This is a genomic window from Pseudomonas khavaziana (assembly GCF_019145205.1).
In the GTDB taxonomy this organism is placed as follows: Bacteria; Pseudomonadota; Gammaproteobacteria; order Pseudomonadales; family Pseudomonadaceae; genus Aquipseudomonas; species Aquipseudomonas khavaziana.
Map to the genome: position 1 here is coordinate 92,642 of NZ_JAHSTT010000009.1, position 19,729 is coordinate 112,370.

A 19,729-nucleotide genomic window follows, 5' to 3' on the forward strand; every position below is an offset into this window, starting at 1 on the left:
TTATTTAATCCATAAGCAAAAAAAACGGCTGACCAAATCAGCCTGATCGTTCACCAGTCAGATCAATCACAGCACTGTTACGGGACCAATCTGGGAGGGCAGCAAGATGCGCTTGCCACCCTCCTCCTTATGCCTCGTTAGAACGCATAGGTCGCCGACAAACTCACCACGTCCCCTGAAGACTCGGCCTTGCCATCCAGGCTCGCGCCGCCCAGGCGATCGACGTTCTTGGTCTTGAGGTTGACCTTCTGCACGAACTGGTGGGAATAGGCCACATCCAGGCTCAGGCCCTTGACCGCTTTCACGTCGTAGCCAGCCCCCAACGACAGGAACGTGCGGTCACCGTCCGGAATCCGAGGATCACGGGTGGAGTTGCGCGTCGGGGTCTGGTCAATCGCGACACCTGCTCGCAAGGTCAGCTCATCGGTCGCACGATAATCACCGCCGAGAGAGTACATCCAGGTGTTCTTGTAGTTGTAGGGAATGGAGACAATGCGCATGTCTCCGGAATTGAGCGTCAGGTCCTTGAACGACGACCATTCGGTCCAGGTCACGCTCGCGCCCATGGTGAAACGATCATTGAACTGATGCACCCAATCCAGGCCGGCGGTGGCGGGAATGTCCAGCTGAACACTGGCATGGGCGCCGTCCGGGGCCAGATTCAGGCCAGGATAGGCGGTGTTGACCAGCGTACCGTTGCCACCGAATGGGCTGGGTTGCGTCATGAGGTTGTAGGAAAACTGATCGGCATACAGATTGTATTTACCGGTCATCTTGTTTTTGATCTTGGCGTGGTAATTGAGACCCAAGGTGTCTCGTTCAGTGGGCTTCCACACCACGCCGGCAAACCAGCCGGTGGAAATATTGTCGACCTTGACGCGCATCAAGGCGTGTCCCACATCGGATGGGAAATTGATACCGCCCAGTTCGGAATCGGACACCGCCGCCGCGGAGAGCAAGTCAACGTTCTGGCTGACGAAGCCCTTGCTGTGTTGCACGATCAAGCCGCCACCGACGGAGAACTGGTCGTTGACTTTGAAAGACAACGAGCCCGTCAAGCCGACAGTTTCGATTTTCGTATCCACGGCAAAGTCGCGCACTTTGGAGTCTTCATCCCAGGTGGAGCGCATGCCCTGGGGAACCACCTGGCTCAAGCCGAAGGCAAACCGGTCGCCCAATGGCATTACCATGAAGCCGGTCGGTAGCCAGGCGGTGAAGCCACCCTGGCCACCATCGTTGTTATTGACAGTGGTCGCGGCACCATCGGGAAAACCATTCTCGTCCAATGGCGTACTGGAAATCGGGTTGCCTGCATAATCGGAGGCGTTGCCCTTGTACTTGATCTTGATCCGCGCATAGTCGACGGTGAATTGCGCGACATTATGTTCGACAAACGCCATGGCCGCCGGGTTGTTATACGCCGAACTCGGGTCGTTCTTGAATAACGAACCACCGGCAAAGGCCCGGCCCCAACCGGGCGCACCGTAGGTAGGGGTAGAAAAACCGCCAGCCTGCACAGGCGCTATGACGCCGGTCATGCCCCCCATCAACGCCAGCCCCAGCAAAACTTGCACATGTGGTTTCTTATTATTCATGCGGCACTCCTTTTTGTTATCCCTGTGAACCGGCCCCGCCAGTTCGTCTTGCTGCCTGGCACTGCATGAACTGGCGCCTGGTACACAGGCGCCAGTCTTTCAGCAGGTGATCAACGCGGTGCTCCGACCTGCCATCAAGGCACGATGGTGAAGGTAGGGCTTGGGGTCACACTCAGGCTCACAACGGTGCAGGAATTGCTGAGGCCTTGATTGGACGCTGTGAGTACGCCACCGGCGTAGCCAACGTTGATGGTCGAAGGCCCACAATTGGACGCTGGGTACAGCACTGAGGAGGCAATGGTGTAGCCGACGTTGGCGACCGAACCTGTGGCAGGGCCTGTGGCGGTCAATGTCCATGGCAATCCGGTGATTTTCGGCAATGCACAAAGGCCGCTACCGCTCACGGTTACCCCGGTAATTTTTGCCACACCAGTGGCATCTACATTACCGGTAAAGTTCGCGGTGCAGTTAACAGTGGCCTGGTAGGAAGAGGGTGACTTCACCGAAATGGTGCCTGGTGCAGTGAAGCTCGAGTTAACCGGACTGATGCTATAGGCATTGGCCATGGAAGCAGCACCCATGCAAACAGCCAAGGCAGAGAGCGACACGAGAGTTTTCAAGCTTTTCATTGTTTTTCCTCACATGTTATGGCGATTCATTTCGCCAGGGGTAATGGCCATGATCGAGAGGTCACGGTGAAACTGCAGAACTTCCCTTTCCAGCCAAATTTCAATGCATCTACCGCTATAACAGTCAAAACGCTTTATTCGACAACTTTGAAGTTGGCCGGCATCTTGATCGACACCGTGTTGATCTTGCAGTCTTCGCCAATAGGCACATCGGCAGCTTCCAACTTGCCGGTGGCGTTATCCCACGTACCGTCGGCCGTCGAAGGCCCACACTTGCCGCCCAGGCCAAAGGCGTGCACATCCACGCTGATCTTCGACATCGAGCCACTTTTGGTATCGTTGGCGACCAGCACCCAGGGCAGGTTAATTGCTTCAACGCGGCTGCATTTGAGGCCGCCGTCGAATTCGACTTTATCGACATTCACTGATGAACCATCGGCAGCGACCTTGCCTGCCACCTTGATGGTGCAGTCGGCGCTGATCAGCTTGCCCTTGGAAAAACTGATAGGCCCCTGGGCAGTGAAGGCACTGCCGGCGGGTTCGATACGGGCAGCCTGGGCCTGGTGATAGACAATCAGGCCCATCGCGGCCAGCACGATGTGGGCGGTGAACTTGGCAGAACTTTGCATGGTGGACGTCCTTCCCTTAAATTATTTTTGTAGGGTCAAACCACGTTCTTGCAACTGAAACTGGGGGCGATAAGGACCTGCGCGATACACAGATCCCGAGTAAGCCCTGACTGCTTACTTCATCTCAAAACGGCTTCGCGCTGTTGCTGTATTTCTCCAGATACTTCAAACGTTGTGACGGTTGAAGATTGGTCAGGCTGATATCCCCGGCATAGTGATTGAGTACGCGATGATCCATGCGCCGCCGCCATAAGTACGGCACATAGGCCCAGACAATCATGCTCGCGTAGCCATAGGGCAGTTGCGGTGACTCATCGAAGTGACGCAACGACTGATAACTGCGCGTCGGGTTGGCATGGTGATCGGAGTGCCGCTGAAGTTGGAACAGAAAGATATTGGTGACAATCCGATTACTGTTCCATGAATGGCGCGGCGAGCAGCGTTCATAACGGCCGTTGGGCAACTTCTGGCGCTTGAGCCCGTAGTGCTCGACATAGTTCACCACTTCCAGCAACGAGAACCCGTAGATACCCTGGATTATCAGGAACGGAATCACTGCCGCGCCCAGCCAGGCAATCATCGCGCCCCACAACACCACGCTGTACATCCAGGCACTGAGTACCGCGTTTTTCCAGTGCAGCGCCGGCAGGCCGAGTTTGCGCAGGCGTTCGCGCTCCAGGTTCCAGGCCGACACGGCGCTGAACCACACCGAGCGCGGCAGGAACGCCCAGAAACTCTCACCCAGCCGCGAGCTGGCCGGATCCTCCGGGGTGGCGACTCGTACGTGATGGCCGCGGTTGTGTTCGGTGTAGAAGTGCCCGTAGAACGTCGGCGCCAGGGTGACCTTGGCCAGGAACACTTCCAGGGGCTTGGGCTTGTGCCCCAGTTCATGGGCGGTGTTGATTGCGATGCCGGTGGCGGCACCGGTGGACATCGCCATGCCCAAGTAGGTGAACACACTGATTTCGCCGTGCAGCTCGGTACGGGCTGTAATGAATGCTGCGGTCCTTGCCAGCCAGCTTGAGGGCTCCAGCGCGGCAGTGGCGTGCAGCAGGCCGCCGTTGATGATCCAGTCGATGCCGCCGGCGGCCAGCCAGCCGGTGATGACCACTGAGGCGATCACAAACAGCACGCCGGTGTAGACGATCCAGCGGTAGTAGCTTTGGGATTCGAGGTTGCTGACGGCCGATTCAGGTGGGTTGCTGACGTCTTCGCCGAGCAGGCCATCGATCAACGGGATCAAGCCGAAGATCACCAGCACGCCGACCCACCAGAGTTGCTGCACGCCGGTGCCGATTGCCAGGGCGCCGGAAAGTAGCGGAGTTGCGAGGGGCATGATGCCCAGCCACCACAGGTGGCGCTTGCCGTCGGTCCAGACTTGCGAGGTTGCCAGGGTCTGATTCATGGCAACCTCCACACGCATTCACTGAATGCTCGGGCAGCTGAGAGGTTCACGGAGCGCTGACAGCTCCGAGACATTGACCATGCGATAAAAGGCGTTTTTTTCATTATTTTATTCGCTCTTAGGCATTTCAAAAATAATTTCAAATTACACATTGAAATAATTTTTTTAAATAAATAGCGCGGAATCGTTAGGTCGTCAACTAGTTTCTCCAGCCCTTTTTTCCGTGACCGTACAGTCTCTTTTTCAGCCACGTGGTCAGGTGTCTAGGGCAGGCATCAACGCCGTTGAACCGCGAGTCGGGTCGCACACTTATTTGCTCGCCAGGGCTACAGGTGAGTGCAACTGCCTGACGTTTTCGCCGGGTCGAACGCGCTTGGCAACCTGATCTACCAGCGCCGCCACTCGCTGCGTCGCGGTGATCGGCAACATGTGTCCACGGCCTTCCACCACCTGCATTTTCAATCCTGGCACCTTGCTCGCCAGGGCCTGGCCGTGTTTCTGGAAGTCGAGCACCTTGTCTTGCGCGCCATAGATCAGCCCGATAGGCAGGGTCAGCTGCGGGTAGCGTTTGACCATGTCCGGCAGGTGATCGTTGACGCGGTTGATCTCGGTGGAGGCGGCGTAGAAGTTGTCGGGGCGCATGCCCAGCAACCCGCCGCCACGGGTGGCAAAGTCCGGCGGCGCAGCATCGGGAGCGAATACCCCCCTGACCACCGCGTTCTTGGTCAGCAGGCCAACGGGCATGGTCAACGTGTGGGCCATCCAGCGTCGCAACCAGGCCGGGCGTACCGCCAAAGACAGGAACACCAGCGGCAGCATGCGTTGGGGATGGGTCAAGGGCGCGACCAGCACCAATCCGGACACCGCATGGGGATGGTCCAGGGCCAGCGCCAAGGCTATCGCACCGCCCAGGGAATGCCCCAGGACCAGCGGCTTATCCAAGTCGAGCGTGTTGATAAAGGCGGCAATTTGCCGGGCCTGGGCCGGCAGGTCTGGCGCCGTGCCACGGCGCCGGGTGGAATAGCCCGAACCCGGTCGGTCGAGGGTGATCACGCGAAAATGTTCACGCAGTTGGCCGGACAAGGCATACGTCAGGTTGCGACTGCTGCCCATCAGCCCGTGGATCATCACCAGCGGTGGGCCCTTGCCCTCTTCGACATAATGAAAGCGCTCGCCCTGTACCTCGACGAAGCGCCCGTTGCTCGGAACGGCCGCTTCAATGCGTCGCGTCATCCAGGCACTCAAGCCCCATAACGCCGCGCTGGCGCCCACCAGCACGCCCGCAGCCACTACCCATTCGACAGCCATAGCTCGGTCCTCTGCTTCCCTGCGGCTGGCGACCTGACCGGAATTGATCAGGGCCTCAGCCATCGTCCACACCCTGGACCTAGACTTGATGCATGGCGTGCTCGCCCGTCGGACAAATCCCACATGCGCAACAAGATCCTAGCGTAGGCGATTTTTTCAGGTAGATTATTTAAAATCTTTTTTAAAATAAATAATTCAATTTTCCTTTGCAATGGTGTTCTATCTAAAAGACAAAACAAAAACAGGAGCAGATTCGATGCCCAAGCCTTCTACTAATGAGGCAGCCCTATGAATGCCTGCAGTGATTCAATCGACATCGCCATCATCGGCTCGGGGTTCGCGGGCTTATGCATGGCGATCAAACTCAAGGAAGCCGGGCTCACCGACTTCTTTATCGCTGAGCAGGCCGAAACCCTCGGCGGTACGTGGCGCGATAACCATTACCCGGGGTGCGCCTGTGACGTGCAGTCCCATGTGTATTCGTTTTCCTTTGCGCCCAACCCGGACTGGACGCGGCAGTTCGCGGCGCAACCTGAGATCCGCGCCTACCTGGAACAATGCGCCACGCGCTTCGAGCTGGCGCCCTACCTGCGTTTCGGCATGGGCCTGCAACGTGCGGAGTTCGATGAGCAGCAGCAACGCTGGCACCTGACCTTCAGCAATGGCCGCCAGGTCAGTGCACGGGTGCTGGTATCGGGCATGGGCGGCTTGTCGCGCCCGGCGATGCCGGACATCCCGGGCCTGGAAAGCTTCAAGGGCAAGCGCTTCCACTCCCAGCACTGGGACCACGACTACGCCTTGAAAGGCAAGCGCGTGGCGGTGATCGGCACCGGCGCCAGCGCCATTCAGTTCGTGCCGCAGATCGCGCCGCAAGTGGCGCACCTGGACCTGTTCCAGCGCACACCGCCGTGGATCATGCCCAAGCCCGACCGACCGATTTCAACCTTCGAGCGCTGGCTGTTCAAGCACCTGCCGTTCACCCAAAAGCTGGTGCGCAGCGCCCTCTACTGGGCGCTGGAAGGCCGGGTGGTGGGTTTTGCCTTGCATCCACGGCTGATGAAGATGGTGCAGAAAATCGCCCTGCGTCACCTGCGCAGACAAGTGGCGCGCCCTTCCCTGCGCAAGATGCTGACGCCGGACTACACCATTGGCTGCAAGCGCGTGTTGATCTCCAACGACTACTACCCGGCTCTCTCGCGCAGCAATGTCGAGGTGGTCACCGACAGCGTGCTGCGCATCGAAGCTGATGGTGTGATCACCGCCGACGGCATCAAGCATCCCGCTGACTGCCTGATCTTCGGCACGGGTTTCCAGGCCAGCGACCCCTTGCCCCGCGGTTGCATCATCGGCCGCGACGGCATCGACCTGATAGACGCCTGGGGCGACGGCGCCCATGCCTACAAAGGCACCACCGTGCCGGGCTATCCGAACCTGTTCCTGATCGTGGGGCCCAACACCGGCCTGGGGCATAACTCGATGATTCTGATGATCGAAGCCCAGGTCAGCTACATCCTCGACGCACTGCGCCAAATGCAGCGCCAGCGCATTGCCACGGTAGAGGTCAAGCCCGCCGTGGAGCAGGCCTACAACCGCCAGTTGCAGGACAAGCTCAAGCGCACCATCTGGAACACCGGCGGCTGCCAGAGCTGGTACCTGGACCCACGCACCGGCAAGAACACCACGCTGTGGCCCGGCTCGACCTGGCGCTTCAAGCAGGTCACCCGGCATTTTGCGCTCAAGGACTATCTTGCCAGCCCACTGCCGACGCCCGCCACACCGCGCCCGCTACCCGCACCCCACTCCGCCACAGAAGGCAGCCTGTCATGAAGTCATTCAACGGCCGCGTCGCGGCGATCACCGGTGCGGCCTCCGGCATGGGCCGCGCACTGGCCCTGGCCCTGGCACGGGAGGGCTGCCACCTGGCCTTGGCGGACAAGAACAGCCAGGGGCTGGAGCAGACCCTGACACTGGTGCAGACTTCGACCTTGGCGCCCGTAACCGTCACCACCCAGGTGCTGGACGTCTCCGACCGCCAAGCCATGCAGGATTGGGCGGCCCGTTGTGCCGCCGAGCACGGCCAGGTCAACCTGGTTTTCAATAATGCCGGGGTGGCACTGTCGAGCACCGTGGAAGGCGTGGATTACGCCGACCTGGAATGGATCGTCGGCATCAACTTCTGGGGCGTAGTGCATGGCACCAAGGCATTCCTGCCCTACCTCAAGGCCAGCGGCGACGGGCATGTGGTCAACACTTCCAGCGTGTTCGGCCTGTTCGCCCAGCCCGGCATGAGCGGCTACAACGCCACCAAGTTTGCCGTGCGCGGCTTTACCGAAGCCCTGCGCCAGGAACTCGACCTGCAACGCTGCGGGGTCTCAGCCACTTGTGTGCACCCCGGCGGCATTCGCACTGATATCTGCCGCAGCAGCCGCATCGACGCGAACATGACCGGGTTCCTCATCCACAGCGAGCAACAAGCCCGCGCCGATTTTGAAAAGCTGTTCATCACCGATGCCGACCAGGCCGCCAAGGTGATCCTGCAAGGCGTGCGCAAAAACAAGCGTCGCGTGCTGATCGGTCGCGACGCCTATTTTCTCGACCTGCTCGCCCGTTGCCTGCCATCGGCCTATCAAGCGCTGGTGGTGTTGGCCAGCAAGCGCATGGCGCCCAAGCCACGCAGGCCGGTATTTGAAACCAACGACGAGCCCCGTCTTTGAACAGGAGGACGCACCATGTTGCCGATCCGTCGCGATATCCGTTTTGCCTTGCCTGCCGAGCGCATCAAGGACTGGCATGAACAAGGTCCGGTCATCAGTCATTTCTTCAATGCCCTGTCGCTGTTGTTTCCCCAGGGCGAGCTGTTTTTCATGGACAGCGTGCGCCACTACCGTGGGCAGATCGACGATCCAGAACTGAAAAAGGAAATCCAGGGGTTTATCGGCCAAGAGGCCATGCACAGTCGCGAACATGTGGCCTACAACGACCTGCTGCAAGCGGCCGGGCTACCGGCGCACACCCTCGACGGGCGCCTGAAATTCTTCCTCGACCTGCAGAAAAAACACCTGCCGCCAGCGTTCAACCTGGCAGTAACCATTGCCCTTGAGCATTACACCGCGATGCTCGCGGAAATCCTGCTGAGCGACCCCTCGCGCTTTGGCGACTCGCTCAAGGGTTACCAGCAGATGTGGTACTGGCATGCCCTGGAAGAAACCGAACATAAAGCCGTGGCGTTCGATGTCTGGAACCGCGTCATCAAGCCCGGCCCTGCACGCTATCTGCTGCGCACCGGGACCATGCTGACCACCACCCTGATGTTCTGGCTGGTGGTACTGGATTTCCACGTACGCCTGTTGATTGCCGACCGCACCTCGGGCGGCAAGCTCAAGGGGCTGTGGCGCATGATCAAGTATTTGTATGGCCCCAAGGGCGTGTTCCCGCGCATGCTGCGGCCGTGGCTGCATTATTTCAAACCGGGGTTTCATCCTTGGGATCATGACAACCGGGCACGCCTGGCGGGGATAGACGGGTTGGTGGAAGAGATTGAGCGGACGCGGCGCGGGTATGAGTCGGCGTAGGAGCCGAGTGTAACCACGATGCGCAGCGAGCCGCTCTTGATCTGCTGTTGATCTGCTTTTGATTTGAGGCGCCCCGTTAAACCACGCTGGCCGGAATTCGACAGGGATTTGGGGGGTAAACCGGCAGGGATGCCGGTTTAGCCGCCCCGCGCCGAGGATGGCGCGTGGCGACGGCCCTATCCCGGATTGCAGGCTGACCCGGGCGAGGTGCCGAGTGGTGGGGCAAGAGCGTTTGGTTACTTTGCGCTTTTCAAAGTGACCCGCTGTAAAAGCGGAACCAATTGTGGCCGTTACCTAAATAATGGATATGTACTCGGTGTGATCCAACATCCTGGTCAACTGTCAGGCCGCCATCGGGAGCAAGCCCCCTCCCACATTTGGACCGAGACCATCAGTCAAATACTGGTCAGCCGTCAGGCCGGGATCGGGGGCAGGCCCCTCCCTCATATGAATCAAGCCAACGCCGCCCGCTCACGCACAAACCCCGGCAATTGATCCCCCGGCAGTGCCTTGCTGAAATACCACCCCTGGATAAACACCTCGGGCCCCGTACTCAGAAAACCCAACTGCTCGGCAGTTTCCACCCCCTCCACCACCACCCCCAGCTTCAAGGCCTCGCAAAAACGCAACATGCCGGTCAGCACCTGGGCGCCCTTGGGGTCGCGCTGGGCAACCACAAAACTGCGGTCAATCTTGATGAAGTCCACAGGAAACTGATGCAGGTAACTCAATGCAGAAAAGCCGGTGCCGAAATCATCGAGATACACCTTGGCGCCCGTGGCCTGCAGTTTCTCGATGGTCTGGCGCGTAGCCGGGATATCACTGACCAGCGCGTCCTCAGTGATCTCCACCGATACCCAGCCATGGGCCTGGGCAAGAATGTCCACCAGACGATCAGCATAGGCCGCGTCCTTCAAGGTGGCGCTGGAAATGTTAATGGTCATCGGCAGTTCAAAATCGTCCTTCTTCCACTTCTGATACTGGCGCACGGCCTGGGACGCCACCCACACGTCCACATCCGGCATCAGCCTGGCCTGCGCAAGCCATTGCAGGAACTCCCAGGGTGAATGCACCGTGCCTTGGCTGTCCCGGGCACGCATCAACGCCTCGCACCCGGTGCACAGGCCGGTGCGGGTCGACACCTGGGGTTGGAACTCAAGGTAGAACTCGTAATCGCTGATCTGCTGGATTCGACTCAACTCCACGGCCTGTCGTGCCGAAGCCCTGTGGGAGGCCAGCACCGGATCGAACTTCAGCAGACGGCCTTTTTCTTCAAGACCGCGAAAGGTCATATCCAGGGACTTCAAATAAACCGTGCCACCCTCGCAGGTTTGGCGATGAATTGCCCGCACGTAGGGCGCATACACCAAAGTACCCACACCTAGCAGCGCCAGCTGCAGCAGCACCGCCGCCAGATCACCATGGGTGCTGAGGTAGGCATTGAGCAGTAGCGGCGCGGTAAATGGCACGCTGGCCACCGCCGGTGAGACCCAGCCCAACTGCACTGCCGTCAGCGCCACCACGGTGTTGAACGCCGGCACCAGCACAAAGGGGATGAACAAACGCGGGTTGAGAATGATCGGCAACCCGAACAACAGCACCTCGCTGACGTTGAATAACGACAGCGGCAAACTGGCAATAGCCAGCAACCGCATGGATTGGCTCCTGGAAAACAGCAGGATCGCCAGCAGCAGACACAATGTGGCGCCGGAACCGCCGATAAACGCAAAACTACCCAACAGGCCGCTGTTGAGCAGGTACAGGACTGGCTCCCCCGCGGCCTGCGCCGCGCCGTTGAGCACCACGGCCTTATCCAGCACGTCGAACAGCGGCTGCATCGCATACACGCCGTGAATGCCGAAGAACCACAGCAGCGAATTCATCAGCGTTACAAAGAGTCCGCTGCCGTAGGGCGCTTGCAATGCATCGAGCACCTGGGGCCCCTGCCATTGCGCCACATAGGGGATCAGCAGCAGCAACGACAGCAGCACCGCCAACGACACCGCCGTAATCGCACCGGGGAGCACCATATTGATGGTGCCCTTGAGGTTATGCCCGACCAGGTCTTCGTTGACCAGTCGCGTCCAACGAAAGCGGTGCAGCCAGGCGATGGCGGGCACATTGACCAAGGGTGAGGCGATAGCTATAAACAGCAAGAAAGTGGCCGAAGCCCTGGGGTATTCGCGCAGCACAAAAGTGGCAACCACCACATGGGCGAGGCACAGGAATGCGACCGGCAACTGTGGAAGGCGGTGCTGGATCGCCAACATGTAACCGATGGAGGCCGCGACCAGCAGGGGAATCACCGAACTGATCTGGTTGTGCAGCCCTGCCAGGAACGCTACCACCTGCGGGCTGAATCCCAGTACCCGGGCGCATTCGGACAGGATCAGGAAACCGGCGGATACCAGCAGGCAAGGCAGGATCCATAGCAGTCCTTCACGAATCGCACGCAACGATTCGGCGCTGGCCAAGACTGCCAGGCGCTGGGTAAGGAAAAGTCTGAACAGCCTTTGTGCCATGAGCCGTCCTCTGCCCGTCGCCTAACTGCCGCTGAAAACCAGCGCCGGAAACCCTCGCTAACGCTACACGTCCTAATGGTTGGAGTGAAAGCCTTTTGCCCACAGTTCTCGGGCTTTTTCGCCACTATCTGCTGGGTTACTACACGAATTCTCTAATGAATTATCGAACTTTCTGACTTGAGTCATCCTCTAAGGCTGTCTGAGTCGGTATCATCCGCGCCTTTCTGCGTGTCAAAGGATGTTACAACCTGCGTAACAGCGGGTGCGCTCAGGGAATCTAGCCTGGAACGACAACGGGCACAAAGGAGCCTTACTATGCAAGACAAGCGACCAAGCACCATGCGTCCCTTATTTGTCACCATCCTGCTGTGGTTGTGCAGCGTGGTGCTGCTGTTCGTGATCAAAAACGTCATCGAGCTGTTTACCGGACCCGTTGCCGAGACCTGGGTGGACTTGGCATTGGTGCTGGTCGCCTACCTGACATTCTTTCTGCTCGCGCCGTTGCAGAACTGGATGCAGCGCAGGGCGCGCAAACGGGCTCGGCGCCAGGTCAGCAGCCATACTTCCGATGCCGAGATCCGGCCCTCCAATTAAGGTGCATAGCGTTGTCAACACCCAGTGATACCTACCAGCTTGCACTGGACAGATTCCTGCGCGAACACCCGCACATCGCCAGTGAGCTGGACAACCTCAATCCACTGGCGGCCCAGGCCAGGGGCGAAACCCTGGCGCAGTATCGCGCCGAACGCCTGCACGCAGCCTTCGAAGCACAAGCAGAACAACAGCATCTGTTCGCCTGGGAACTGACGCTCAAGCTGACGGCCGAGTCCAGCGAAGCCTTCGAGGCGCAACGCCGCGAGGTGCATAAAGAAGTCGCACAGATGGCCGGCATGGACTGGGTCGAATACTGCCAGTTGCATGACTTGAAGGTTTGATTCTCGCCCTACAGATACCAACGCGGCCGTTTGCAACTCATGGCCCTGCCTAGTTCGGCGACCGTGATGGTTCGCTGTTGCGGGTCTGTCGCCAGCGCCACACGCAACGCCGACCAGCAGCGCCTGGGCAGTTGCCTCGGGCAGGTCAATCTATCCATCGGCGCGTGCTTGCCAAGACGCGTGCCATGGGCCAGCTCGTAGATAATGCAGGCCACGCCATACACGTCGGCGGCAGCGGTCAACGCACCGCCCTCGCGCAACTCCGGCGCTGCATAAGCGGGCGTCCAGGCATTGATCCGGCTGCGACTCAGGCTCGGCAGGTTCGCCACCTGCGCTTGTGCACACCCCAGCCCAAAATCGAACAAGCACACCCCCTCCTGTCCCACCATGACATTGGCCGGCTTGACATCGCCGTGCAACACATTCTGCTGATGGGTGGAGGCAAGGGCATCCAGCAACTGCAGGGCCATGGGTTGCAGCTCCCGCCAGGGCAAACCATCGGGACACTCCAGGAGCAGCCGGTCCAGGGTCACGCCCTGCAGCCACTCCATGGTGAAAAACGCGATTTGGCTCTGGGTGTCGACCTCGAACGAAAACATCCGCACCACGCGCGGATGTCGCAGGCTACGCGCCAACGCAAATTCGCTGAACAACAACACATGTGCATCCGGGCACTGGGCAAAAGGTTCGCCCAATAGCTTGAGTGCCACAGGCGAACACGCCTCGCCTAATTGTTCGTGCAACAGGTCACGAGCACGATACACCACACCCATCCCGCCTTTGCCCAGTACGTACTCAAGGTGATAGCGCCCGCCCAGCAAACGAGGCGGCTCGCCCGTCGAGCTCAAGGCTGCACCACTACAGCGGTCAGGTCATCCCGTGCCGCCCCACGCAACGCCGCGGCAAACAGGCGCTCAACCGCCTGCTGCGGCGCACCCAAGCGCAGCGCCCGGCCCAGGTCTGCGTGACTGAGCGTCTGGTAGAGACCATCACTGCACAGCAAAAACACATCGCCTGGACGAGTGCTGAGTTCCAGTACCTCCAGGTGCAGTGGCGAACGTGCACCAATGGCCCGGGTCAGGGCCCGGGCGCCAGGGTAAGCCCGGGCCTGGGCCGCACTGACCTGCCCCTCGTTCATCAGGCCTTGCAACAGCGAATGGTCCCTCGACAATTGGTAAAGGCGTTGCCCACGCCACAGATAGCAGCGACTATCCCCCGCCCAGAGACAGGCAGCACGGCCTTCTTCCAGCAACAAGGCGACCACCGTACTACCAATTGTGGCGTCAGCGCTCGCGATAGGCCCGGCTCGACAACTCCTCAGGCGCTGGTTGACGCTGTGCAAACTCTTGCGGACCGCGTCGATGCGTTGATCGAGGTTGCCTCGGGCCGACACTGAAGCGAGGCTGCTGACCACCCAGCGGCTGGCGACATCCCCATGTCGATGTCCGCCCATTCCGTCCGCCACTGCCCAACAGCCATGCTGCGGGCAGTCCAGAAACGCGTCTTCGTTGCGCAATCGCGCCTGCCCGCGCTGGGTGCGTCCGGCACTGCGCCACCGACCAGGCCCCTGGCTCACAGTTGCTGCGCCAGTCGGAAGGCGCGCCAGGTGCCGATGTCAAACGGGCCAGGTGTACGCTGGCTGGTCAGCAGGTAATTGGCACGCAGGCCGGCGAGGTCCGCCTTGAAAATCTGTGTGTTTCGCCCGTTAGCGGGCTCTTTGTGCAGCAGGTCCAAAAAGCGGAACAACGACCATGCGCCTGCGTTCTTCTCGATTCCCAGTGGCCGCTGGCCCCCTCCTCTCTCCAGGACAAGGCTGCTGCGCCCATTGTCTGCATCGGTTGGCCAATGGAACGCCATGGGCACGATCGGGCCGTGGCGATATTCCAACTGCTGGTCGCCAAAGCGCAGGATCGCCCGGCTGACTGACTGATCCAGGCTGTAGGGCGCCAAGGTAAACCGAACCGACAGTTCACCCTGATCCGGGGTGAAGAAGCCGCGCCGGATAACCTGGGCCTTCATCAGTTGATCCAGCAACGAGTGCGACACCGGCAAGCTCTGACCATCCAGGCCACGCAACCGATAGCGGGCACCGTCGACACTGACGAATGGCCGCAGATACCCGTCGTAAAAACGAGCCATGACCCCATTCGGTTTGAAAAACTCATGAAAGTCAGTAAGAGCAACTTCGCTGGCCGCATGGGCATTGAATGGGTATCGCTGGCGAATCGCCTTGGCGTACAGGCTATAAACCTCGCTCTGGTAACGCTGGTTGACGTGCACATAAGCCTGCTCCAACAAATGCCGCCAACTGACATCGGCCACCCCTTCAAACCACCCCGCAAGTGGCAACGGCAAGCGCGCTGCAGCATCACGCAGGTTCCCTATCACATCCTGCTGCCCCTCCATACGACCCTTTACCCTCCGGAACGCTGCCTGCTCCGGTGCGCTATCGCGGTTCAATGCCGTCAGTTGCAGGTGCAGCTCATCCAGCAGGCGCAACGCCTGGGACAACGCCGCGCCGGGGTCCTGCTGCTCGTCCAGCAACTGGTGCAAGGGTTCAAAACGCCGTTGCAACGCTCGTCGCCCGGCGTCGGGAAGGCCCGCCTGCCCCAGCGAGGCCTTGGCTATTACCCCCAGTTCACCCGAGCGCTTGGCCACCTGATCCAAAAGTTCGTGACCCGGCAGCAGACGAGTGTTTTCACGCAGTTGCTGCAATAGCAGGATCAGGGGTGACTGGGCCGATGTCAGGGCCGTGAGTTGTTCGGCATCTTCGCGCAGGTTGTCGGTTTGCCGCAGCCTGACGCGGCCGAGCGCCGCACTCCAGGCATCGGCGTATTCACCGAAGTAACGCTGTTGCAATTGGATCATCAGCCGGCGCAAATCCTCAGGACTCAAATCGGTGGCCTCCCCCAGCACCCAGTTGTCCTGGGCAATGGCATTTACCAGCCTCGAACCTTGAGCATCAAGGAACTGCACATAGCGCTTGGTATAGAACCCGGGAATCGGTGGGTCGAGCGCAGCAAATACCTTGCCTTCGGCCAGGCGCAAGGGCTCCAGGTCGCGTGCCTGCTCGCGCAGCACCCGATACACCACATCGGCCAATGACTCACCCCTCAGGGCTTCCCGGGCCTGGGCCACAAGGTCGTCATCAAGGGGGGTTACGAATGGCCGTTCAAGCAAGCGCGCCAAGTGTTGCCCCAGGCGTTTGCGGGTCGACATGTCTGCGGCAAAACGTACCGCCCAATGGTTCGTCAGATGTTGTGCCAACCAACTGTTATCGCGACGCTCACGCGCATTGAGCATCAGGTATGCGCGCAGGTGATCCAACAACTGCTCGCGGTCTCCAAGGTTGGCACGCACCTGCTCTTCGAGCTGGGCCGTTATCCACGCCAGCATGTGCTGTTGCAGCGCCTGATCATAAGCCTGGGTAACCCATGGGAGGCTCGGCTCCCCTTGGTACAATCCGGCGCGTTCAATCAGGCGCACCTCTGCCGACGCAGGAAAGACCTGGGTCGCCGCCAGGCGTGCATCCAACAGCTGCAATAGCGACGACGCATCATCATGGTCCTGCAGGACCGGCAAGACGGCGGTTGTCAGCGCCGCCATTTGCTTCAGCCGTTGGTGGTTGACGGCATAACTGTGCATCCATAACGCTGCGGCACAACCGAGCACCAGTGCTACAGCCATTGCCAGCAGCCCCTGGCGTCGCCGGATACGCTGCTGCTCCGGCGCCTGCAAACCTGCAAGGTCGGCCTCGGCAAAGATCACCCGGCTGAACAGGCCCTGGACAAAACGAGCTTGCTTGTCACCGGCGCAGGTCAGGTAGAAGCCGCGCAGTCCGTTGACGCGCTGGTAGCGATGAGCAGTAAAAGCTGACTCGATGAACAGGCAAATACGCTCACCCATCCGCGCAGCCTGTTGCGGGAAATCAAGCATCAGGCCGCGGCGCTCGACATTGCGCTCCTGGTGCAGGCGGCTGATCAGTTCAGCGTTCAAACGTTGCAACAACTGCTCGACGGCTTGACGGACCTGCGTGACGTCAGTCGGGCAGCTGCCATCAAGGGGTTGGCCCAGCACATCGTCGGGGGCCTCCCTGAGCGGCACGTCGAAAAACTCGGTGAAGCCCGGCAGCCGATCAGCCTGGGTCAGCACCAGGTAGATGGGTACGTCCACATGCAATGACTGCTGGATGTCCTGCATGCGCGACTGTACATGTCGCGCATGCTGATCCAGATCGTACTCGGTGGTGGTCAGCAACGCGTCCACGGAAAGCGTCACGATCACGCCACTGAGTGGGCGCACGCTGCGCCGACACCGGAGCCTGTCCAGCAAAGTCGCCCACCCTGCTGCATCCACGGCACTGTCGGGTTGGCTCAGGTAGCGTCCAGGGGCATCGATCAGCACGCCGGCATCGGCGAAGTACCAGTCACAGTGGTTACCCTGTGCCCGTGTGTCGGCATGGTCGAGCGGCCACTGCAAGCCGCCGGCTGCCAGCAGCCGCGTCTTGCCACTGCTCTGGTCTCCGATCATCAGGTACCAGGGCAGATCATGGCGCCAGCGCGCGTTATGCATCCCGTAACGGCGAGAGGTCTTGAGCACCTGGAGCGCTTCCTTGAACCGACTGCGCAGATGTTTCTGCTCGTCCTCCACCCATTTCAACGCTTGAGCGGGCGCCAGCCGCTCAGGTCGTTCGCGCCCACCGGCCCGTCGTCCGCCGACCATCACCATCGCCAAACCCCACAGCAGGAACAACACACTGATGCTGGCGAGGCGGGCCGTCGGTCCTTGCCAGAAGCGGTGATCGGCCACCGCCAGCAGCGGCCCGAGACACCACACCAGTACAGCGCTGCAAAGCACCAGTAGCAGACTCCAGACCCAAACCCGACTCAGCACGGCGCCAACGCCCTTGAAAAATGCGCTCATTGATTGCTCCAGCGTTTACAAGGGCGTGCGGATCGGGTCCGACGCCAGGAATTGAAGGGCTTGCAATGCATCCGCGCGCTCCTGGCTCAGCAACCAGGCAAACCCTGTGTACATCGCAAGCAGGCAGGCCAGGGTGGCGGCTACCCACCAAGTGGCCGGAATCACACGCAGCCGCCTGCCCCTCGCCAGCCCATGGGGTGCCGGTAATACGGGCCCTGTCGGCGCATCCCCACGCACATGCCTGATCTGCCGATACAAGGCATCGCGAACGGCTTCGACTTGCAACACACCTCTCTCCATGACCCGATATTTGCCTTCGAAACCCAAGGACAGGCACAGGTACATCAGCTCGAGCATGGCCAGGTGCTTGAGCGGATCACGGGAGAGTCGCTCCAGCAGTTGAAAAACCTTCTCGCCCCCAAAGGTCTCGTTATGGAAGCGACTCAACAAGCTCATCTTCGACCAGTCGCTCTGCGCTCCCCAAGGGGTGGTGACGACAGCCTCATCAAGCACGCTGCACAACACATAGCGCGCGGAGATGACCTGGTTGTTTTCAACACCCCCCTGCAAGGCACGGGTTTCGAATTGAGTCACAGCCAATGACAACCGGTCGTTGAGCATGCCCAGGTCTTCGCGCTCGGCGCTGACCTTGAGTCGCACGATCTCCGACAATAACTCTCCGGCTGCGGCGACCACCGGGTTGAGCCCCGCGTTGAAACTCTGCGCGTCAAGCAGATGACCCGCGTAGATCATGCGGTCCTCAAGTTGCTCGTAGCGCGGCGGCGACGGAAAGTCCGTCAGCGGTCCCTGTACAGGCCCATGGCTGTCGCGGTCGAGCAGGACGGTTTTTTCATCTTGTGAGTAGTCGCTGTCCATGACATTCAGTTCCTGATGGCCCAAAAATCCAGTTCAAGCCCGACGAACTCCCCTCCCACATGGAAAGCGAAACCACCAGACTGCTCCAGCTGCGCGATATCGCGGGCGCTCATGTCAAGCATGAAATAGGTCTTGGTGGCATGAAACGGAATTTGCCGCGGCGCCACCGGCAGCGGCTTGACCTTGACCCCGGCCAGGTGCAGGTTGACCAACTCCCGTATGCGCTCTACCGGCCCAACCTTCAGATGAGCCGGCAGGCGCTGGCGCAGTTCCTCTGCGTCACACTGCGCCACAGCAGCCAGGATGAATGTGGCCGCACCGAGCAATTTCAAATCGCTTACCGGACACACCAGGACGCCGTACTGGCGTTGCTGCAGGATCAATTCGATAGCGTGCTGCTCCAGCACCATCGACAACACCGCTCGCACGGGCTCCATCAGCCCACGAAAACTCGCCCCCTGGTCGCCATGCCGGTAATGCACATCCAGTTGCGCACGCTTGTTATCGCTCGCGAAGGTCGATAACTCGCCAAGCATCGACACCAACGCGCGGAACACTGCTTCAGGGCGCACCCGAGGCTGGCTCAGGCGGTGACGCAGTTCCAGCTCTGTGCGATTGATCACTTGCAGCATCAACAAGTCACCGATTTGCGCGCCAGCGCCTGTGCCTCCGGCGCGGATCCGCGCCGAAATGGCGTCGCCTCGGCTGGCAAGCAGGCCGATCACTTCCTTGAGACACGAGGCCACATAGCCGTGCGCCTGCACAAAAATGAACGACGGGAGGAAGTCCGTATCCAGGCTCAGGCCTCCCTCGATGCTGCAGTTCAGCACCTGGGCGACCTTGAGTTTGACGAAGCTCTGGTCGCTCTGGTGCTCGCCCAGCAGCAGACGCAAATCGGGGCGCGCGCATTGGACCTGACAACGCGAATCAACCCCCACGTTACTGTCCCCAACCTCCATGTCGAAACTCAGGTAACGCGCCAGGACATCGCTGTGCTGCGGATGGCGCACTTCAACCTGATTGCCAGTCGCCAGGGGCAGCGCCAAGTAGATCCCTTGCTTATCCGTATTCGGAGGCACCTGCAATACCAAGGGTTCCATGGCTGCGCTCAACTCAAACAGGCTGCCGTCCGGCAAGACGCCGCTGGCCTGATTGACCACCAGCTTGCCCAGGTTCAGGTACTGCACGTTGAGGTCCAGCGTCAGGAAACCCCAGGCGTCACTGCCCAGCAGGCGCGTCTGGTCAAGTTGCTGATGGTAATAACGGTCGCTGTGCTGCAAGTGCTGTGGGCGCAACAACATGCCTTCCTGCCAGATGACTTTATGGATAGGCATA

At 60.1% G+C, this 19,729-nt stretch carries 16 protein-coding genes; 5 read left to right on the top strand and 11 right to left on the bottom strand.

All coding sequences use genetic code 11. From position 1 onward, the window contains the following. Positions 1 to 137: 137 nt before the first annotated feature. The 5 genes from KVH01_RS21020 to KVH01_RS21040 form a co-directional block, all read right to left on the bottom strand. Positions 138 to 1,595, bottom strand: a complete 1,458-nt coding sequence (locus KVH01_RS21020) for an outer membrane protein transport protein (protein ID WP_217882749.1) — start codon at positions 1,593 to 1,595, stop codon at positions 138 to 140. Positions 1,596 to 1,729: 134 nt separating this feature from the next. Further along, positions 1,730 to 2,224 carry an alkane oxidation protein activator PraB gene (gene praB / locus KVH01_RS21025; RefSeq protein WP_217882750.1) on the bottom strand — a complete coding sequence of 165 codons (495 nt, stop codon included), beginning with the start codon at positions 2,222 to 2,224 and terminating at the stop codon, positions 1,730 to 1,732. Between the two features lie 134 nt (positions 2,225 to 2,358). Beyond that, positions 2,359 to 2,853 carry an alkane oxidation protein activator PraA gene (praA, locus tag KVH01_RS21030; protein WP_217882751.1) on the bottom strand — a complete coding sequence of 165 codons (495 nt, stop codon included), beginning with the start codon at positions 2,851 to 2,853 and terminating at the stop codon, positions 2,359 to 2,361. A 124-nt stretch (positions 2,854 to 2,977) separates the two neighbouring features. Continuing rightward, positions 2,978 to 4,258, bottom strand: a complete 1,281-nt coding sequence (locus KVH01_RS21035) for an alkane 1-monooxygenase (RefSeq protein WP_043050876.1) — start codon at positions 4,256 to 4,258, stop codon at positions 2,978 to 2,980. Between the two features lie 309 nt (positions 4,259 to 4,567). Beyond that, on the bottom strand, positions 4,568 to 5,566 hold the full coding sequence (locus tag KVH01_RS21040) for an alpha/beta fold hydrolase (protein ID WP_217882752.1): 999 nt from the start codon (positions 5,564 to 5,566) through the stop codon (positions 4,568 to 4,570). Between the two features lie 288 nt (positions 5,567 to 5,854). Here KVH01_RS21040 and KVH01_RS21045 point away from each other — a divergent pair, with 288 nt between their 5' ends. Genes KVH01_RS21045 through KVH01_RS21055 form a run of 3 tightly spaced genes read left to right on the top strand, consistent with a single transcriptional unit; the run spans position 5,855 to position 9,138 of the window. Next, a complete protein-coding gene (locus tag KVH01_RS21045) occupies positions 5,855 to 7,393 on the top strand; it encodes a flavin-containing monooxygenase (protein ID WP_217882753.1) in 1,539 nt (512 codons plus the stop codon). Then, positions 7,390 to 8,280, top strand: a complete 891-nt coding sequence (locus KVH01_RS21050) for an SDR family NAD(P)-dependent oxidoreductase (protein WP_217882754.1) — start codon at positions 7,390 to 7,392, stop codon at positions 8,278 to 8,280. Before KVH01_RS21045 ends, KVH01_RS21050 begins: the two co-directional genes overlap by 4 nt. Positions 8,281 to 8,295: 15 nt before the next feature. After that, on the top strand, positions 8,296 to 9,138 hold the full coding sequence (locus KVH01_RS21055; protein ID WP_217882755.1) for a metal-dependent hydrolase: 843 nt from the start codon (positions 8,296 to 8,298) through the stop codon (positions 9,136 to 9,138). A 452-nt stretch (positions 9,139 to 9,590) separates the two neighbouring features. Here KVH01_RS21055 and KVH01_RS21060 read toward each other — a convergent pair whose 3' ends face one another. Beyond that, positions 9,591 to 11,660 (bottom strand): EAL domain-containing protein, encoded by a 2,070-nt coding sequence (locus KVH01_RS21060; RefSeq protein ID WP_217882756.1) that lies wholly within the window; start codon positions 11,658 to 11,660, stop codon positions 9,591 to 9,593. A 315-nt stretch (positions 11,661 to 11,975) separates the two neighbouring features. Here KVH01_RS21060 and KVH01_RS21065 point away from each other — a divergent pair, with 315 nt between their 5' ends. Beyond that, positions 11,976 to 12,254 (top strand): hypothetical protein, encoded by a 279-nt coding sequence (locus KVH01_RS21065; RefSeq protein WP_043050525.1) that lies wholly within the window; start codon positions 11,976 to 11,978, stop codon positions 12,252 to 12,254. An 11-nt stretch (positions 12,255 to 12,265) separates the two neighbouring features. Next, the gene (locus tag KVH01_RS21070) at positions 12,266 to 12,595 is read left to right on the top strand and encodes a DUF6388 family protein (RefSeq protein ID WP_043050524.1); all 330 of its coding nucleotides are present in this window, start codon (positions 12,266 to 12,268) and stop codon (positions 12,593 to 12,595) included. Positions 12,596 to 12,603: 8 nt separating this feature from the next. Here the strand turns inward: KVH01_RS21070 and KVH01_RS21075 are convergent, their stop codons facing one another. From KVH01_RS21075 to tssK, 5 genes are read right to left on the bottom strand one after another with little or no spacing between them, the layout of a single operon-like run. After that, the gene (locus KVH01_RS21075) at positions 12,604 to 13,443 is read right to left on the bottom strand and encodes a serine/threonine-protein kinase (RefSeq protein WP_217882757.1); all 840 of its coding nucleotides are present in this window, start codon (positions 13,441 to 13,443) and stop codon (positions 12,604 to 12,606) included. Further along, positions 13,440 to 14,171, bottom strand: a complete 732-nt coding sequence (locus KVH01_RS21080) for a PP2C family protein-serine/threonine phosphatase (RefSeq protein WP_217882758.1) — start codon at positions 14,169 to 14,171, stop codon at positions 13,440 to 13,442. The genes KVH01_RS21075 and KVH01_RS21080 overlap by 4 nt, the downstream gene beginning before the upstream one ends. Next, positions 14,168 to 17,518, bottom strand: coding sequence for a type VI secretion system membrane subunit TssM (gene tssM, locus KVH01_RS21085; RefSeq protein ID WP_217882759.1), 3,351 nt, complete (start codon positions 17,516 to 17,518; stop codon positions 14,168 to 14,170). Before tssM ends, KVH01_RS21080 begins: the two co-directional genes overlap by 4 nt. 15 nt (positions 17,519 to 17,533) lie before the next feature. Further along, complete coding sequence (icmH, locus tag KVH01_RS21090) at positions 17,534 to 18,394, bottom strand: type IVB secretion system protein IcmH/DotU (protein WP_124400902.1); 861 nt, start codon at positions 18,392 to 18,394, stop codon at positions 17,534 to 17,536. 5 nt (positions 18,395 to 18,399) lie between these two features. Further along, a complete protein-coding gene (gene tssK / locus KVH01_RS21095) occupies positions 18,400 to 19,728 on the bottom strand; it encodes a type VI secretion system baseplate subunit TssK (RefSeq protein ID WP_217882760.1) in 1,329 nt (442 codons plus the stop codon). Position 19,729: the final 1 nt, after the last annotated feature.

Bases quoted from the DNA above. Each gene is read 5' to 3' on its own strand.
- praA (WP_217882751.1), bottom strand. From the start codon at position 2,853: ATGCAAAGTTCTGCCAAGTTCACCGCCCACATCGTGCTGGCCGCGATG.
- tssM (WP_217882759.1), bottom strand. From the start codon at position 17,518: ATGAGCGCATTTTTCAAGGGCGTTGGCGCCGTGCTGAGTCGGGTTTGG.
- KVH01_RS21060 (WP_217882756.1), bottom strand. From the start codon at position 11,660: ATGGCACAAAGGCTGTTCAGACTTTTCCTTACCCAGCGCCTGGCAGTC.
- KVH01_RS21035 (WP_043050876.1), bottom strand. From the start codon at position 4,258: ATGAATCAGACCCTGGCAACCTCGCAAGTCTGGACCGACGGCAAGCGC.
- KVH01_RS21055 (WP_217882755.1), top strand. From the start codon at position 8,296: ATGTTGCCGATCCGTCGCGATATCCGTTTTGCCTTGCCTGCCGAGCGC.
- KVH01_RS21040 (WP_217882752.1), bottom strand. From the start codon at position 5,566: ATGGCTGTCGAATGGGTAGTGGCTGCGGGCGTGCTGGTGGGCGCCAGC.
- KVH01_RS21020 (WP_217882749.1), bottom strand. From the start codon at position 1,595: ATGAATAATAAGAAACCACATGTGCAAGTTTTGCTGGGGCTGGCGTTG.
- KVH01_RS21050 (WP_217882754.1), top strand. From the start codon at position 7,390: ATGAAGTCATTCAACGGCCGCGTCGCGGCGATCACCGGTGCGGCCTCC.
- praB (WP_217882750.1), bottom strand. From the start codon at position 2,224: ATGAAAAGCTTGAAAACTCTCGTGTCGCTCTCTGCCTTGGCTGTTTGC.
- tssK (WP_217882760.1), bottom strand. From the start codon at position 19,728: ATGCCTATCCATAAAGTCATCTGGCAGGAAGGCATGTTGTTGCGCCCA.
- icmH (WP_124400902.1), bottom strand. From the start codon at position 18,394: ATGGACAGCGACTACTCACAAGATGAAAAAACCGTCCTGCTCGACCGC.
- KVH01_RS21045 (WP_217882753.1), top strand. From the start codon at position 5,855: ATGAATGCCTGCAGTGATTCAATCGACATCGCCATCATCGGCTCGGGG.
- KVH01_RS21065 (WP_043050525.1), top strand. From the start codon at position 11,976: ATGCAAGACAAGCGACCAAGCACCATGCGTCCCTTATTTGTCACCATC.